The organism is uncultured Psychroserpens sp., from assembly GCF_947494225.1.
Taxonomy (GTDB): Bacteria; Bacteroidota; Bacteroidia; order Flavobacteriales; family Flavobacteriaceae; genus Psychroserpens.
On the sequence record NZ_CANLUG010000001.1, the window covers coordinates 725845 to 743986 of the forward strand.

General features: G+C 33.2%; 16 protein-coding genes. 9 read left to right on the forward strand and 7 right to left on the reverse strand.

What is annotated here, in order from left to right:
* Nucleotides 1-47 precede the first annotated feature (47 nt).
* The 9 genes from Q0893_RS03215 (at nucleotide 48) to Q0893_RS03255 (ending at nucleotide 11204) form a co-directional block, all read left to right on the forward strand.
* The gene (locus tag Q0893_RS03215) at nucleotides 48-2681 is read left to right on the forward strand and encodes a T9SS type A sorting domain-containing protein (protein ID WP_299272389.1); all 2634 of its coding nucleotides are present in this window, start codon (nucleotides 48-50) and stop codon (nucleotides 2679-2681) included.
* Between the two features lie 86 nt (nucleotides 2682-2767).
* A complete protein-coding gene (locus tag Q0893_RS03220) occupies nucleotides 2768-4045 on the forward strand; it encodes a S8 family serine peptidase (protein WP_299272391.1) in 1278 nt (425 codons plus the stop codon).
* Nucleotides 4046-4246: 201 nt separating this feature from the next.
* A complete protein-coding gene (locus Q0893_RS03225) occupies nucleotides 4247-6991 on the forward strand; it encodes a CHAT domain-containing tetratricopeptide repeat protein (protein ID WP_299272393.1) in 2745 nt (914 codons plus the stop codon).
* Nucleotides 6992-7238: 247 nt separating this feature from the next.
* Complete coding sequence (locus Q0893_RS03230; protein WP_299272395.1) at nucleotides 7239-7598, forward strand: hypothetical protein; 360 nt, start codon at nucleotides 7239-7241, stop codon at nucleotides 7596-7598.
* Nucleotides 7588-8052: a hypothetical protein gene (locus tag Q0893_RS03235; RefSeq protein WP_299272397.1), complete on the forward strand. Its 465-nt coding sequence runs from the start codon at nucleotides 7588-7590 to the stop codon at nucleotides 8050-8052. The genes Q0893_RS03230 and Q0893_RS03235 overlap by 11 nt, the downstream gene beginning before the upstream one ends.
* Nucleotides 8049-9296: a hypothetical protein gene (locus Q0893_RS03240; protein WP_299272399.1), complete on the forward strand. Its 1248-nt coding sequence runs from the start codon at nucleotides 8049-8051 to the stop codon at nucleotides 9294-9296. The genes Q0893_RS03235 and Q0893_RS03240 overlap by 4 nt, the downstream gene beginning before the upstream one ends.
* Nucleotides 9284-9616: a hypothetical protein gene (locus Q0893_RS03245; protein ID WP_299272401.1), complete on the forward strand. Its 333-nt coding sequence runs from the start codon at nucleotides 9284-9286 to the stop codon at nucleotides 9614-9616. The genes Q0893_RS03240 and Q0893_RS03245 overlap by 13 nt, the downstream gene beginning before the upstream one ends.
* Nucleotides 9613-10071 carry a hypothetical protein gene (locus Q0893_RS03250; RefSeq protein ID WP_298900960.1) on the forward strand — a complete coding sequence of 153 codons (459 nt, stop codon included), beginning with the start codon at nucleotides 9613-9615 and terminating at the stop codon, nucleotides 10069-10071. The genes Q0893_RS03245 and Q0893_RS03250 overlap by 4 nt, the downstream gene beginning before the upstream one ends.
* Entirely contained in the window at nucleotides 10071-11204 is a 1134-nt protein-coding gene (locus Q0893_RS03255; protein WP_298900959.1) for a type II secretion system F family protein, read from the forward strand. The genes Q0893_RS03250 and Q0893_RS03255 overlap by 1 nt, the downstream gene beginning before the upstream one ends.
* Nucleotides 11205-11220: 16 nt before the next feature.
* On the opposite strand, the gene pilO is transcribed toward Q0893_RS03255, so the two are convergent.
* Genes pilO through Q0893_RS03290 form a run of 7 tightly spaced genes read right to left on the reverse strand, consistent with a single transcriptional unit; the run spans nucleotide 11221 to nucleotide 18059 of the window.
* Nucleotides 11221-11733, reverse strand: coding sequence for a type 4a pilus biogenesis protein PilO (gene pilO / locus Q0893_RS03260; protein WP_298900958.1), 513 nt, complete (start codon nucleotides 11731-11733; stop codon nucleotides 11221-11223).
* The gene (locus Q0893_RS03265; RefSeq protein ID WP_299272403.1) at nucleotides 11717-12931 is read right to left on the reverse strand and encodes a hypothetical protein; all 1215 of its coding nucleotides are present in this window, start codon (nucleotides 12929-12931) and stop codon (nucleotides 11717-11719) included. The genes pilO and Q0893_RS03265 overlap by 17 nt, the downstream gene beginning before the upstream one ends.
* Nucleotides 12931-15078: a general secretion pathway protein GspD gene (locus Q0893_RS03270; protein WP_299272405.1), complete on the reverse strand. Its 2148-nt coding sequence runs from the start codon at nucleotides 15076-15078 to the stop codon at nucleotides 12931-12933. Before Q0893_RS03270 ends, Q0893_RS03265 begins: the two co-directional genes overlap by 1 nt.
* A 10-nt stretch (nucleotides 15079-15088) precedes the next feature.
* Nucleotides 15089-16495 carry a GspE/PulE family protein gene (locus Q0893_RS03275; RefSeq protein WP_299272407.1) on the reverse strand — a complete coding sequence of 469 codons (1407 nt, stop codon included), beginning with the start codon at nucleotides 16493-16495 and terminating at the stop codon, nucleotides 15089-15091.
* Between the two features lies 1 nt (nucleotide 16496).
* A complete protein-coding gene (locus Q0893_RS03280) occupies nucleotides 16497-16976 on the reverse strand; it encodes a general secretion pathway protein (protein ID WP_299272409.1) in 480 nt (159 codons plus the stop codon).
* Entirely contained in the window at nucleotides 16976-17395 is a 420-nt protein-coding gene (locus tag Q0893_RS03285; RefSeq protein ID WP_298900953.1) for a type II secretion system protein, read from the reverse strand. Before Q0893_RS03285 ends, Q0893_RS03280 begins: the two co-directional genes overlap by 1 nt.
* Nucleotides 17382-18059 (reverse strand): response regulator, encoded by a 678-nt coding sequence (locus tag Q0893_RS03290; protein ID WP_298900952.1) that lies wholly within the window; start codon nucleotides 18057-18059, stop codon nucleotides 17382-17384. Before Q0893_RS03290 ends, Q0893_RS03285 begins: the two co-directional genes overlap by 14 nt.
* Nucleotides 18060-18142: the final 83 nt, after the last annotated feature.

Sequence of the window (18142 nt, forward strand, 5' to 3'; positions counted from 1 at the left end):
AAAGCCTAATTCAATAGAGTAGGAATCAACCAAAAATTACTTTTATTATGAAAAAAACAACGATGCACTTCTTGCTAGTGTGTATGCTATTTCTTTTTAGCAATATGCTACATGCTCAAGATTTTGAAAGCTGTTTCGAAACTGCACAATCAATGTTTGATTTAACAGGAGCCGATGGAGAGGCCGATATTGGACATTGCTTTGATGGTGATCCACCATTTGATGATGTGTCTTCAGATGGGACTTTAGACAATGGTGTTGATTGCTACTTAGATTTACTGTATGATTGTGGAGGTGAATTTACACACCAAGAAATTGTAGATTATAGTTATGGATGTGATAATGGAGACATAGAACCAGATATATGGCAAGTGTGCGATGGATCTGGAGGAGGAGGTCCATATACGCCTGCCGATCAGGTGGCTATGTTAGAAACAACCATAGCTTTCGCAAATGAGCATGCTCCAATTTGCCCAGATACTGGAGAGCCGAAGGTCGTGGAAGATATCGAGTTTTATATTGGATGGACAAGTGATGTTAACAGCTGCTATTGGGTACAAATAGCATTAAAATATGCTTGCCTCAACTGTTGTCCTCCAAGTATTTCTTCTCAATTTACAATCGATGAATACGAGTGTTTAGAGGATACGTATAATGTCACAGTTACTGCAAACGATCCTGTGCCTTCCCAATGGTGGAGAGTTTATGAAACGAGTGTCGAAGGACAAACGAGTGACGCAGTGACCATTGGTCCTGCATCAAATATTCAAGGAGGAACAAGTACTACTTTTACAGGGCTCGACCCAAACAAGTTTTACTATATTAAACATGGTGTGTGGATACCCAATTGCTTTACATGGCAGGAAACACGAAAACCACTGGATAGTGGGTGTTGTACTCCAAAACCGATAACCATTACTGCCAATGGTGTCGATATTACAAATACATTAACCTATACTATTCCCTGTGGGGAGAGTTGTGTCACCATAAATGCTACAAATGTAGAGAATGCAGTTTATAATTCGTCAGATCCTGTATTAACCGATTTAAATGGTCTTTTCTGTGTGCCTGGAAGTTCATTAACAAGTTTCACTGCTAATATTACTGGGGTAGATTCTTGTGGGAATCCATATAGTCAAAATATAGCCGTTAATCTAGAACAAGACTGCTGTCTAGACGAGCCATATGTGGAGCCACATTGGGAGTTATGTGAGACGAATAATGTATGTGAGTTAGACTCTTGGCCAATCCGCGTTTTAGATGGTAATACGCCATTGTTATTACTAGATGGATATACGTTTTCATGGACATTAAATGGTGTAGAGATTAGTACATCAGATATTTTATATGGTGCCGTAGAGGATCAAACTTATGAGGTAACGGTAACATATCCAAATGGTTGTGAATATACCATTAGTTATTTGGAAGTATGTTGTGTTCCAGAAGCTGTAACGATTACAGCCAATGGAGAAGACATAACCGATACGTTAACTTATACGATTCCGTGTGGAGAAAACTGTGTTACAATTAATGCGACCAATGTAGAGAACGCAGTGTACAATACCTCAGATCCAGTATTAACGGATTTAAATGGGTTATTCTGTGTGCCACCAGGGAGTTCTTTAACGAGTTTTACGGCTAACATCACAGGTTTCGATACGTGTGGAGATCCTTATAGTGAAAGTGTAACGGTGTTGATAGAGCAGGATTGTTGTTTGGATGATATTTCCGTAGTATTTGATGAATGTCCAGATGAAGAAGTAGCAACATTAGCTTCATTTAATGGATTAGAATCACGAGCTACAAATACGATAGTTAGTAAGTCGGATGCAGAACGTGCATTTACGATATTAGAACGTTCAAAGGAAGCGTTAAAGGATTGTGATCCATGCGAGTCAGGAGTTGTATCTACTACAGTGGTTGATAGTAATGGAGACCCTATTACAAATTTTGAAACGATTAATGTGTCATGGGCAGGAAACCCATCAGGTGTTGACGTGAATACGAATCAATTTTTGGTATATGTTGATGTGTTGTATACAGTTACAGTAACTGTAATAGATCCAGCAGGACATGAATGTGTTTACACCTTTGATTTTATTTATGAATGTGAGACCAAAGAATGTGATGGATTAACAGCACCTAGTAATTTACAAGCTATTGGAAGTGATTTAACATGGGATCCTGTGCCTGGAGCAGTGTCTTATATTATTAGTTCGCCAAGTGTAATCAAGATAGAGTGTTGTAGATTAGGAGTTTCTATTGCGCCAATTACAACCACATTTACAACGCATACATTGCCTTTAAGTTTGCAGAGCAAGTGTTTTGTATGGCAAGTAACGGCAATATGTGCAGATGGAACAACCTCACCAGTGTCAACTCAGGCTTGTCATTTGCCAACACTAAGGTTAGCAGATGATACAACGTCTAATGACAAGGTTTCAATATATCCAAATCCAAATAAAGGACAAATGGATGTAAGAGTTGAGATAGAAGGGATTTCATTTGTTGAATTGAAGATTTATAGATATGATGGTTTATTGGTTAAGACCATCAACAAGGAGAAGTCGGGCAAAGGGGTTATCGAATTTGGTTTAGATTTAAATCTGCCAACTGGCCTGTACCTATTTAATTTTAAAACCCTTAACGGGGTAATAACCAAAAGAGTTGTTATTGAATAACATACTTGTAAGAGAGTTTCGGTTTGATACATATCAAGCCGAAACTTTTATTTTACCTAAACAATATTAATTTAAACAATAAAATTATGAAAAGCATATTAAGATTTTTATCAGCATTAGCGCTGATAGTTATATGGAGTTGTGAAAAAGAAACAATAAGTGAAGAAAATATCCATAGTGAAAAAAACAGAGTGTCAAACCATAGAAATGGAAACAGTACTGGAGGTAATGAATTAATCATTTTGTATCCTGAGGGAACAACAAATTTTGAAAAACAACAAAAACGAATAGAATATGGTGTGACTGAATATAAGCAATGCAAATGCGCAGATGAAAATCTTGAGTTGTGGATTTTTGATGAAAGTAATACGAACAATATAAATATTGAGGAGAAAAAGGAAACAGCGAAAGTAGATGAAGAAATTGAAGGAACAGATCTTAATCCAGTAATTAGTATACCTCATGATCAATTAGCATTCAATTTTAACTCCTTTGGAGTCTTAGATGATGCTGTTACTAAAGTTGTTGCCCTTAATCAAAGTATTACTATTGCCGTATTAGATACAGGGATTAATTATCACTACGACGGATTTTCGAATTCGTTTTTATATAATGCCAGTGAAGATGCTTGCATAGATAACAATAGCGAAGAATTATTTGGTTGGAATTTTGTTGAAAATAATAATGATCCGTTTGATAATCACTTGAGTATGCACGGAACAGTTGTAAGTCATATTATAACATCAAATTTAGATAGTAATAATGTGCCTTATCAATTGCTACCAGTAAAAATTGCCAATGAAAACGGAAACATAAATTATTTCGATGCGCTATGCGGGTTTCAATATGCTACTAAAAAACGAAATATTAAAATAATAAATATGAGCTTTGGATGGTATAATCAGGATTATGAAATTCTGAATAAGTTTATCGATACTGTTGAAGATGATATTTTAGTGGTTTGCTCGGCTGGTAATGAGCATCAAAACAATGACCACGAACCGCATTTTCCATCATCTTTTGAATCTGAAAATGTTCTATCAATTGCTGGTTTGTCTGGAAGTTTTAATACAGCTACAGGTCCTTCTAGTCCAGGAGCAATTGGCTTATCAGACTTCTCCAATTTTGGGAACATTTCAGTTGATGTGGCAGCAATAAGTGAGAACATTCCGTTTGTTTATAATAATGAAACTTATTATTATAACGGGACCTCTTTTTCAGCAGCTTATGCATCATTTTATAGCGCCTATCATTACCAAAATGGGATGTCTGCTCAAACTTTAAAAAATCAAGTAATAGCAAGTAGTATTTATATACCTTCATTATTCAAAATTAAGCATTCGGCATTTTTATATGTAGATTGATTATAGCACAGTTTAAATTAAAGTTTAGGTAAATCTTACATTTAAACTCAAAAGAGGAGTTTAACCGCTCCTCTTTTATTTAAACAACTTATTTTCAGTGTTCTAAAAAAAGAGGTTGTGAATTTTTATATGAAGTCTATCTGCGATATTTGACTGTTTATTTATATATTAATGATTTGAACTTTAAATCTAACTTGCTTAATGTTTTACAAAGGTTTTTTTGTGGTATTATGTTGTTTTTGGTCGTGCGGTTTAACGGCTCAAAATGATAAATCTCTCTTAGATATTTATGAAATACTATGTGAGAAAGAAGACTTAGATATACATAAAAAACAACAACTATTAGACAGTTTAATACATGGCAAAGAAGATAAGGTTAATCAGGATAAACTTGCACGTATATATCATTCTTTGTTAAAAGGGTTTTATAGAAAAGATCTTGACAAGTCTATTGCTTATGCTTTAAAAATTGAAAATATTGGAAAGAATATTCCCGATGAAGACAATTTTTATTTAAAGAATGATAAAAATCTTGTTAACCTATACTATAAGAAAAAACAATATAATAAATCTATCATATACGGAAAAGCATTCCTGAAAAAACACCCAAAGGAAACCATTAGACAGGCAATAATATATAGAGTTTTAGGAAATTCTTATTGCGATCTTGGTGATTTTAACGAAGCTATTTCATTTTATAATAAAGCCATATATATTCTCAAAGAACGTGAAGATTATAAAGAGGAGGGGCGAACCCTCATTAATCTTTTAGATACGTATTCGAAAATTGACAATAGAAAATTTAAAGATGAAGTCCTACAAATTATTAAACGAATTGATAAACTTAGCCTAGAATATGAGTTTAAAAACACCGATATTATAACAAAAGAACTAAATGCAGGATCATTTTACGACGAGATTGGAGCATATGAAAACGCTAAATTTAGATACTTAAAATCTCTAGAGTTATCTCGTGAGTTATCAGATTCATTAAATATATGTAATTCACTTATAAATTTAGGAATAACAAATAGAAAAGATAACAACCTAAAAGAATCTCGAAAGTTTTTCAATGACGCATTACCTTATGTTAATGATAACGAAAAGAGAGCATCATTATACAATAATTTGGCAGATTTGCATAAAGAGGAAAAAGACTATGAACTTGCCCTATCTTATTATAATGACGCCATTTCAGAATTTCTTCAAACCGAAAACACTAATGTTTTTGATATTCCAAATTTTAATGCACTTCATGATGTTAACGATAAGGTAGATGTATTGGGTTATATTATAGATAAGGCTAACATTCTAATGTTAATAAAGAATGAAGCCTTACAAACCAAATATTTACAATTAGCACTGAAACTATATACATTATCAGACCAAATAGTAGATGTTATTTATTTTGAGAGTAGAGAAGAATTTTCAAAATTACTTTGGAGAGAAGAAGCATCAAACTTCTATTTAAATGCTACAGAAGCAGCCTATTTATTAAACCAACCAGAAACTGCTTTCTATTTTATTGAAAAAAGTAAAGCCTTATTATTATTAGAGAATATTACAACTAGTAAAGCCAAGGTCTTAGCTCAACTTCCCGATTATTTAATTCATAGAGAATATGATCTTATTGGTGAAATTAAAAAGGTAGAAGAACAACTGTTTTTATTAAAAAAATCGCATCAGGATATTAAAATAAGAGATAGCTTAAAAAACGAAGTGTTCTCTAAAAAACAAACTTATATGCGTTTTATAGATTCTCTGGAAACAGCATACCCTAGATATCATAATTTTAAGAAAAAAATCACAGTATTCAACTCTAAAATGGTCCAAGAGTCTCTTAAGGACAATGAAATAGTTCTGCAATACAAACTTAGTTTAGACAAAGGTTTTGTTGTTTTGGTAACAAAATCGCATAAGGAGGTATTCTATTTAGAAGATATGGTTTATATTAATAAGGCTTTAGATCAGTATGATGGTCTTATTAGAAAGCCGTTTGTTGATTATAAAGATCAACAGCACTTCAAAGATATATCTCATAAACTTTATCTTAACCTATTCCCTTTTCTTAAAAACAACAAAGACATCTTTACCAATAAAAAGTTAATCATAATACCTGATAGTAGATTAAACTATATTCCTTTTGAATCCTTTATAACAAATAAAGAGCAAGATTTAGCGTCCTCATATTTAATAAATTTTTGCGAAGTTAGCTATGCGTATTCATATTCATCATTAGCAATTTCTCATAATGAGGAATTTAAGAATGATTTCTTAGCCATTAGTCCTTCGGTTTTTAAAGACCGTTCCTTACCTAATTTATTGATTTCAGAAAGCGAAACTTCAACTATTGAAACAACATTAAATACACGTATGATTGTTAATGAAGCTGCAACGAAACATAAATTTCTTAGTGAGTATGGCAATTCAAAAGTAGTTCATATATCTACTCATGGAGGTGTCTTAAATAATCAGCCTTGGATATCTTTTAATGATCAAAAACTAATGCTAAATGATATTTATTTTAATAATCAAAAATCAAATTTAGTTGTACTTAGCGCCTGTAAAACATCACATGGAGAACTTAAAAAAGGAGAAGGTGTAATGAGTATAGCTAGAGCATTTATTAATTCGGGGTCTAAAAGCGTGGTGTCTTCACTCTGGGACATTAATCAACAATCAACAAACGAAATAATAACTACATTTTATTCAAATCTAAAAGAAGGCAATTCTAAATCTGAAGCCCTCAGAAATGCGAAAATATCATATATAAACAATCATAAAAACACGAGTGAAGCGTCTCCTTTTTATTGGAGTTCATTAGTATTAACCGGAGACACAACTCCAGAGTTTGACAATCATAAAAATGTATACTATATCGTGATTGCAATTCTAAGTATAGGTCTTTTATTAATTGTGTTTTTAAGATTTAAAAAGACTGCGTAATAACGCATTTATAGTTCTATATATAAACCAAATTTTACCGCAAATAACACAAGTCCAGCCATGTCTTTCGCTCCTCTTCATAGTCCACTTTCGGATCGTACGACTATAATTACCAATTACTTAAAGGATTATGACTTAATCTAAAGTTCTATTTTTAAGCATTATCCTTAATCATTTAAAGGTTTAACCTTTAATAAAGTATCTAAAGACAATGTATTTTTAAGTCTAGATTAATCGTAATGAAACTATGTTAAAAAAAGTAGTCGTAGTACTTGTTCTTCTGTGCTTATATACTTGTGAAGAAATTATTGCAGTTGAAGATATTTCTGAAATGGATCTTACCATTTTAGCGCCAACAAATAATGCAACATTAGATAATACAGCAATCAATTTCTCTTGGCAGCCTATCGAATTTGCAGATAGCTATCAATTGCAAATCGCAACTCCAAATTTTGAAACGCCACTTCAGTTTGTAGAAGATACCCTTCTAACAGGTTCGAACTTTACTAAAAGTTTATTAAGTAATGAGTACCAATGGCGTGTTAGAGCAATAAATTCTGCATACGAAACAGCGTATACTACACAAAATTTGAGTATTGAAGATTAAAAAGAAAACATATGTGCTATTGGTGTTGGTTATAGGTGTATGGGGAACCGTTACCTATAAAATTATTGCTGGATTGAATCCTGATTTGCCAGAGTTAAACACACCGCAAGTATTGGCAAAAGCAAACTTTAAAGTGGATACAGTCATTGATACGTTTTCAATTAAAACCGTAGATAGAGATCCTTTTTTAGGAACAATCACAAAACCCAAAACAGTTCAGAGTAGTACTAAAAAAAGAAAAACAGTGACATGGTTACCTGTTGAGTATTTAGGGATTGTTAAGAACAAAAATTATAAGGAACAGATCTTTATTATAAGCATTAATGGCAAACAGTCTTTAGTAAAAAAAGGACAAACAAAGGATAGTATCACTTTAGTTAGAGGTAATAAAAATAGGCTAACCCTTCGTTATAAAAATGAACAAAAAGTAATTGTAAGAAAAGCACACGAATGAGAACATTAAAAGCAGGAGCATTACAGATGGTCACTTTCATTATCGTAGTGATCGCATTGTTCTTGTCATCAATTCTCATTTTAATGCATGTTCACAAGCAATTTAGAATACAAACCAATCATACTATCGAAACGGTAAAGTTATTAGATGAAGGCATTCATTATCAAATGCCTAAAACCGTTACAACAGATGAAAATAGGACCATGTCATTAATTGCTGAAGATGATAAATCCTTAAAACTAACAAAAGGCTTTTGGGGTGTTTTCGAACAGATGCACGTCGAAGCACAAATAAAGAACAAAAAGCTAGTGAAAATGGCATTTGTTGGTGAGCAACCAAGGCCATCAAGAGTAGCACTGTTTTTAAAAGATAATAATAAACCCTTAGTGGTTGTTGGCAATACCCGAATAGAAGGCAGTGCCTATTTACCCAAACGAGGGATCAAAACAGGGCATATTTCAGGACATTCCTATTACGGAACAAAAACTGTATATGGCGCTACAGAAGTAAGTCGGCAATTCCCTAAGCTAGATAGTAAACTAGAAGCACATATTAAATTATTGACCGAATATAAACTAGTGAATCAAGAAAACATACAGAACATCGATTTGCATTCAGGCAAAACACATATCAATTCGTTTGAAAATCCATTAATGTTGGCATCTAGTCGTAATGAGATTATGCTTTCTAATATCACACTTAGTGGTCATATTATCGTACAGTCCAACCGCAAGATTATCGTAGATGAGACTGCAAAATTAAAAGATGTTGTTCTTATAGCTCCAAATATTGAGATAAGAAAAGATGTAAAAGGAATCTTTCAAGCCTTTGCCACAAAACAGCTTAGCGTTTCTGAAAATGTAAAACTCAATTATCCGTCTGCCCTCGTATTGTATGGCGATTATATAAAGGAAGAAGCGCATCACCTTGAGCTAGCTTCTAATTCTGAAATCAAAGGTGTTTTACTGTGCTTAGGGAGAACACGATCTGATAATTTTGATGTTCAATTGAAAATAGAAGACAACACAATTATTGAAGGTCAAGTGTATTGCGAACAGAATCTAGACTTACGTGGTACTGTTTACGGAACCGTTTATGCCAATAATTTCTTGGTTAAAGAAAACGGAACAACATATCAAAACCACTTGTATCATGCCGAAATTAATAGCAATGAACTTACAGAACAATTTGTTGGACTGTCATTTAATACGTTGCCAAAACAGGTTATGAAATGGTTATACTAAAAAAAATAAAAGCGTCTAGTATAATGGAAACATTAGTGGCAACCATTTTAGTGCTTGTCATTTTTATGGTCTCTAGTATGATTTTAAACAATTTGTTTTCTAACACGATTAGAAACAATACAAGACAAATTACAGCACATCTTAATGAATTAGAATATATGTATCACAGCAAAAAATTAACGATTCCTTATCAGGACGATTTTGAGCATTGGAATATTTCTATTACTAAAGAGAAGAGCGACCATCAAGATATCATCTTGTTTTCGGCATTTAATACAGCCACAGAAAAGACCATCGAAATATCAACTTTTAAAAAATGAAATCAAAAGTGCCTGCATATACCATAAATGAAATGCTAATCGTAATTATCGTATCTACCATAATTATAGGCATTGCTTTTTCGGTATTAACATTGGTGCAACGTCATATATGGGCGATTCAAGAACATTTAAAATTAAATACAGAACTAAACAGGTTAGAACAATCGCTTTGGATTGATACCGCTAAATATGGAACTATATCATTTTCAGAACAAGACAATACACTCGTATTTAGTTCACCAATTGATTCTGCTGTTTATCATTTCAACGAAAAAGTAGTCACGAAATCTACCGATACATTTCATGTAGCCTTTGAACGAAAGCAATTCTATTTTAACGGAAATATAACCAATACCAAAAAGGTAGATGCATTTCGCTTAGAACTACCAAAAGTATACGGCAAACAACGCCTATTTATTTTTAAACAAACTGATGCAACACAATTTATGAACTAATGGCATTTCAATTAGATAACATACAACCAAGTAAGACTATTAATTCAAAAGCTAGTACTAATGTTGAGTCTATTCTCAATAAAGAAATTGTTGTTTTAAAAAAGCCGTTTTCTAATAAAATTAAAGAAGCATTTTATGGAGAGCTAAGCGTATTACTCAATGCAGGTATTACCTTAAAACAGGCTTTAGAACTTATCGTTAATTCACAAAAAAATAAAAAAACTAAGGTGGTTTTAGAGGCCATTCTTAAAGCTATAGTTAATGGCGAAAGTTTCTCTGAAGCGATACAAGTCTATAAAGATTTTTCAGATTATGAATACCACTCCATAAGAATAGGTGAAGAAACAGGAACCATCCCAAAAATAGCCCAGCAATTGGGTGAGTTTTATGCTAAAAAAAATGAACAGCGTAGGCAACTGATAAATGCCTTAACGTATCCAAGCATCATATTAAGTACAGCGATATTGGTTGTAATCTTTATGTTACAATTTGTTGTACCAATGTTTCAGGATATTTTTAAACAACAAAACGTAGAGTTACCTGCTATTACGCAGTTTGTGGTGAATCTGTCTAATGTAGTTCGCGATTATGGATGGTTAATGCTATTGTTTATTTTTAGTGGTGTCGTGGCTAATCTTCTATTGAAAAAAAAGGAATGGCACAAACGAATGAAAGATAATTTACTCACTAAAATCCCTTTTGTTGGAAAATTTCTAAAGACCGTGTATTTGTCTCAATTTACGCAATCCATGATGTTGTTAACAGCGTCTAAAGTTCCAATTGTTGAAAGTGTCAATCTGGTAAAAAAGATGATTGATTTCTATCCGTTAACTAAAGCCTTAAACGATGTAGAACATCAAATCGTTAAAGGACAGTCTCTAAGTAATTCATTGGAGAAACACGATATATTTGATGACAGAATGATCACATTAATAAAGGTATCTGAGGAAACCAATCAAACCGAATACATTTTTACAAAGTTGAATACACTGTACAGCACTAAAGTTCAAAACAGCTCTAAAATGTTATCGACACTCTTAGAACCTTTTATTATTATTTTTATTGGCGTATTTGTTGGTTTTATACTAATTGCAATGTATTTACCAATGTTTAAGTTGAGTAGTATTATATAAATAGATAGCCGTTTTTTTACCCAAAACTTTTAAGCAGCACATGTGCCTGTAAGTAGTGTTTACCGGATTTATAATTTTTCTTTTTCTGAAAGTCTAAGTTGATGATTTCTCCAAACTTGGTGTTTTGTTCTAACCTGTGAATAAGTGTAATAATGGCATTATAATGACCTTCTAAGGTAAATTGATAGGTGTTTACACTTAGGTCGCCTTGCTTAATTTGATGCGGCTCAATAAAATTGCTCACTTTTAAACCTGTACTATCGGCATAAGTATTTATGGTTTTTAGGATGCTGTTTTGAACGGAATTATCTTTAAGTTGGTATTTGGTGAGCAACGAATCATAGTACTTTTCCTTTTGTTTTAATGACGATAATTGCATCGGTAGATTATCGAAAGCTACCGCTTCATTTTTTAAAGCCTTGTATTCTTGTTTGGTTTCAAGGGTATTTGAAAATGCAAATTTATAGGCTATAATAACCAGTAAGATAAACCCACAAACAAGAGCGATATTTTTAGTTTTTTGCGTCATCGTTGATATAAATTTTAAATGAAAACGAAGATGAAGTTTTAGATTTATCATCAAAATTGATAATCTCAATCCGCTGAATCCAATCTATGGCTTCAAGTTTAGAAATCCAATCTGATACTAATACACTTTCTAAAGATATTCCTGAAACCCGAAGGACATTTATGTCATTTTCGATTGCTTTTTTAGCTTTTATTTTTTTTAGAAGTGGTTGATAGTTTAATTCTGAAAGCATAATTTTTTCAGGTAAACTAGTGATAATGGCATTGGCATAAAAAGAACTATGCGAAGCATTACTCTTTAGGACATCTTCAACCTGCTTTTGCATTTTAAGAACCTTTTCATTTAAACCAATGACTTTGGTCTTGGAGGTGGTTAAAACCTGGGCAGTTTCTTTGAGCTCACTAACTTTATCGTAATAGTTATTAAATAGAAAAAAATTGACTAGAAGGAGTATAAATAAAAAGGAGAGTCCAAGTTTTATAAATTGCGTAAAAAACTGTTTTTCCTTAAAGTCCGTTATCAAACGTTGTTGTGTATCACCAAATACCGATTCTAGTTGCTTAGAGGATGTAATGAGACTCAATGCCGATGAAAAATTTATCAACTGATTGGCATCCAAGGGCGTTCCATTAACGTTATAAGTAACGGTTGACACTTCGCTATTTAAGCTAATAGAATTAATAACCTTACCCTTTTTTGTAAGTATTGCGTTTGAGGTTCGGATGGTATCTTCGGAAATAAACCCAACTATTGACGCTATCATTAAATTACCCAATGAGACATCTACCACAACCATTCCATTTTGCTTGTAATCTTTCAGTAGATCATCGATATGTGTTTTTCTGCATATAGACACAAAATGACTATGCTCTTGTTTTAAAACCTCATAATAAAAGTCGTCAATTTTGATATTAGGAAAAGCCTGAAGCACGAGTTTAATCGTTTCGCTTGCATCACTTTCAACCTTTTTGGTAATGACTAATTCGTTATTGACAACCAAAAAAACGGCTTTTCCCTTCGGAATTGCTTTTGAAATGGCTTCGAGCGTATGCTCTTGGAAGCTGTCTTCAATAGCAACTTGGTTTTTAGATTTCTTTAAACCAATACCATGATATACCGTATTGCCATTTACTAATGTTTGTTCAACACTGTAAAAGCTATTGCCATACGTGAGATATGATATGAGTTTTTGTATCATTAATAAATTACTGTGGGTTTAATAAATACTGTGAGTTTCGATTTTCGACCTTCTCTAACTCGTTTGCTAAATAACCATTTGATAATTGGTATTCTTGCTAAAAAAGGAACACCTGAGCCAGAATTGTTTTTGTAATTTTCTTCTAAACCCCCTAATACGGCAATATCTTGGTCTTTCATACGTACAACCGATGAGAAATTACGAGAGTTGATGTCTGGCGGAGCATCATCTGCGATGCGCTGTCCGAAGCTAGATTGAATAACATTGATATCCAATAGCACTTGTTTATCTCCGGTAACATAAGGTTTGATATCTAAACCTAATTTAGCGTCAATAGGAAAATAGTTGCGTATTTCTGAAGTTTGAGGATTATCTGTACCTATGATGTTTCTTTGAACGATAGCATAATATGAGGTTTGCCCATTAGAAAAAGAGGCTCTATGGCCATTTAAAGTCGCCAATTTAGGCGTGGATTTAATTTTAAGATCACCATTGGTTTCCATGGCTTTGATTGTTGCAAAGAAGTTAGGAACCACTCTACCAAAGTTAAAGACAGAAGTACTGCTAAAACCGTTAATGATTTTATTAATGGTTTTAGCTCCCAGGGTTAAATCTGTTGTAGGGAACAAATTACCTTGCGTTGTTTGGGGTTCGTCTCCAATACCCCAAGTAACACCTGCCTCAAGTGTATTGGTTGTTTGTGCTTCCACAATCATTACTTCAATAAGAATAACAGGAATCGTTTTGTCTATTTTACTCACAAAATCTTTGAAGAATTCAATGCGCGCGCTCGTTCCAGTAACATAGATATTATTGAGTTCGAAATCTACTTTGAAATCTAAACCGAATTTAATCTCTTCGGGAATAATATCTAAGATGCTTCTAGACTCTTGGTTATGAGATCTTATATTTCGATTGTTAGAGTTTTGGGGTCTAGGTACATTACCAGTGTTGTAGCTGGTTTGGTTTCTAAATCCTTGATCTGCCGCGATAAAATTATCTCTAACATTGTTATTAGTTAACATAGATTCTGGATCATCCATAAGATTGACAGAACGATGTTTTAATGTGATGATTTCAACCTTGCGAACACTAAGCTGATTTGTTGTTCCGAAGAAATAAATATCTCCTTCTTTCTTAAAAGTATAACGTTTAGATTCGACGTTACTTGCTTGTTTGCCAGAATTTCTATTACCAGAAGATGACGATGTATTGTCGGTGTTTACTCTAGGCTTTACATCGGCCTGAGGTTCAAACATTTTTACAAGAAGGTTGTCAAAACTTATAGATTTTGTTTTTATAGTAACGTTTCCTGCTTGCTCTAAAGGTGACGCTAAAAACATACTAATATCTAATGAGTCTCCAACAGTTCTTATCACGTCTGAAATGGCCGTATTTACAAAATTCACCTCTAAAAGTTGCCTGTTTTTATCTAATACTTTAAAGGTCGAATTTGGCTGCAATCGTCGCCTCAAACTCTGTTGATTTGTTGATGTGTTATCTTTCTGTGCTACATCAAACACATAAAAGTTATCCTTGGTTTTGGTAAGAGTTAAATTATTGGCCAGTGCCAACTTATCCATAGCAGCATCAAAATTTGTGGTCTTAATGTAGGAGGTAAGTTTTTGATTTTCCATACCAGGCGCAAACATCAAATTTTTTGCGCTGGCATCCATAATATGCCTAAAAACTTCGTAAAGATTATTCTCTTTGGTGTCAAGTGCAATAGTGTTACTTGTAGGGTCATAGTCTATAACAATTGGATATTCTTTGTTTTCTTCAATGTGAACATAGGGTTTTATAGACAATATCTGACCTGTAAACTCAATATCCAGATTATACTCCTTGCACAGAAATAACAGTACGTTGGCAATTGTAACATCTGAAAAGTTATTGGTGAGATTAATTTGACCTAGTTGCGATGATACATTCATACTTATGTTATGAACATTAGAAACAGCCAAAAGAAAATTGGCAAGCGTCACTTCATTTAAAACGATACTAGCATCTAGAGTTTCGCTCAAACCTTTATTAGTTAGAGACAAACTGTCTAACTGCGTTTGTATGAGAGGTAATCTATCGTTGGTTTGTGCTTGCCCTATTGAAAAGACCAGAAATATGATAATAATTGAAAATATTGATTTCATTGATGCGGTTTTAGATTAATAGCGCATAGACTTCTTCTACCGAAGTTATACCTGTTTTAATGAGGTTAATAGCGTTGTGTTTTAAGGTCGCTATGTCATGTTCTTCTATATAATTGTCAATCTCAAGATTGTTGTTTTTAATATGAGATACCAACGCTTTTGTGATTGGAATGATTTCATAAATGGCTTTTCGTCCAGCATATCCAGTATAATAACAGTGACTACAACCTACCGAAACAAATTGCGTTGTTAAGTCTTCTGGAATATGGAATGAACTCGGAACATCAGTTTTTAAAATTGGTTGCTCTTCCTTGCAGTCTTCACATAGTTTTCTAACCAAACGCTGAGCGACGCTAACATTTAAAGTACTAGCAATTAAAAATGGAGCAATGTCCATGTCAACAAGCCTTGTAATCGTAGCCCAAGCAGAATTGGTATGAATTGTTGACAATACCAAGTGGCCAGTTAATGCTGCTCTTATCGCCATATTAGCCGTTTTAGCATCTCTAATCTCACCAACCATAATCACATCTGGATCTTGCCTTAAAAAGGTGCGTAAAGTACTTGTGAAATCAAGACCGATGTTCTCTTTAAGTTGCACTTGGTTAACACCTTCTAAGGTATACTCAATAGGGTCTTCAATGGTTAAAATGTTCGCTTGTTCGTCATTTAATAGTTTCAAAGTCGCATAGAGCGTCGTGGTTTTTCCGGAACCTGTTGGACCAGAAATGAGAACAATACCATTAGGTTTTTTTATGGTTTCTTTATAGGTGTTTAATTCTTCAGTCGAAAACCCTAAATCATTCAATTCAATATGATCGGCATCTTTACTTAATATTCTAAGTACTATTTTTTCTCCATGAAGCGTAGGCAATGATGATACTCTAATATCAAACTCATCATTTGCCGTTTTAATGGTAATGCGACCATCTTGTGGTAATCGTTTTTCTGAAATATCTAATCCTGCTTTTATCTTAAGTTTGTTGATAATGACAGGATACTCTTCTTTAGAAATGATAAAGTAGGTTTTAAGTTTTCCGTCTAATCTAAAGCGTACACGACAGTTGTTTTCATAAGTCTCAAAGTGAATGTCACTACTTCCGATAGCTTTTGCTGTAGAGAGCAGTTGCTCCAAAAAATCTGACGAATAACTAAATGAAGTAGTTTGAGTTCTTTTTGTTGTTCTGAAATTTGAAGCCAGATACTGCTTAATAATTTCTGGAGCTTCATAAATTAAGGACACCGATTTACCTAATACAATGTGTAATTCTTGTTGTAGACTTTCGGAAGTGTCTTCAGACTTAAAAGTAATATGGTTACCATCCTTATGTATAGGAATAATATGATATTGATAGGCTTGCTCACTACTAATAAGTTGTGATAATTCTACGGGTATGTTGTAATCTTCCTTTATCATATCACAACGCGTATAAGGAGTTAGTGATTCCTGCCCAAAATGCGATATAAGACAGTCCGAAAAACAGACTTAAATAACCTGCTAGAGGCACAGTTTTAAGTTTAGAGCGCTTTTTCAGAATAAGGTGTGTCACTAAAGAAAAACATAAAGCGAAGACGAAAATGGTTAGGAAAGATACTGTCGAAAATGAGAATATCAAACTTATAAAAAGGAGTGCATCTCCTAGCCCGAAGGCCTCACTAACATTTAATTTTAAGATCAACTTAGCGTACAAAACAACAATGAGCAATAAAAAAATAATGAAGCCACTATTGAGTGCTATAGACACTAAAAATAATTCTGGTAATGTACTTTGATAAAATAGCAATCCAGAGCACAACCCAACTAATGGGAACAAGAACCAATAGACCTGTCGCTCTTTATAATCTTGCAAGAAAATAAGAACGAATAGTATGATTAATATGATTTTTAGAGCCAGCATCAATCTTTTACAATTTGTTTTGGTGTACCATCTTGATTGATCTCCCAAACGTTAAAAATGCCATCACCATCAAAGTCGGTAATCGCTGTAGCGCGAGCCACAAAATTGGTATTATCTGCACTTAATATGTCATACACATAATTTGCAGTGCCATTGTCTTTAACCGTTTTAGGTGCTTCAAAATCTAAGTCGTATAAATCTGTTGTGTATTTAGAATAGAGATACCTATGTGAGGTTTGATTATTGAAAATATATTTTAATTGTATCTGAGCTTCAACACTTTTTGCCTTAGCTACAAGTGGCATTAGATTGGGTAACGCAATAAGCATGAATACTCCAATAATAAGCAATACAATGAGTATCTCTTGAAGGTTGAATGCGCGTACTTTATGTTTGGATGTTGTTTTATATATAGCCATGTTCTTCTGCTTTTATTAGTAAATCTCTATCGTTGCCATGTTCAACATCAAAAAGTTGCTTGATGTTTCGTTTTCGATATTCAATGGCACTTTTAGATAATGGAATAACTTCTGCAATATCTTTTATTTGAGCACCTCTAGATATTTGATAGATAAGTTGACGGTCGAGTTGGTCTAAAACAAAATCATTAGAAATATGGCGTCTCATTAATTGTAATATGGCCTTGCTATAAAATGGACCATCGTATATTACGGCGTTTATAGCATCTATAAGTTTAGTGAAATCAACATCACTTTTTAGAAGAAACCCTTCTGGATTTAATGATTTTAAGATGTTGTTTAACCTATAATTAGTGGTATAAGATGTAAAGACGATTATTTTTATTTCTGGAAATGTTTTACGAAGCTCCTCGCCAATATCTTCTCCAGATAATAGCTGTTTGTCTTTAGAAGAAGGAATACCAATATCTAGCAATACTAAATCGAAAGGGTTTTTTCGAATCGCTCTTTTAATGGCCTCATTTGCCGAGTCACAATTATTCGTAGATTTTATTTTAAAATCTATAAGACCATTGGTTTCACTTATTTGTTTTAACGCCGCTTCTAACGAGCTCGCAATTAGAGGTTCATCTTCAACAATTAAGACGTTGATTTGTTTTGTCATAGTTGTAAATAAAATGGTTTTGGATTAATATTTACAGCTACTAATTTACTTTAGGGAGCAAGAACAAATTAAAGGTTTTTGCT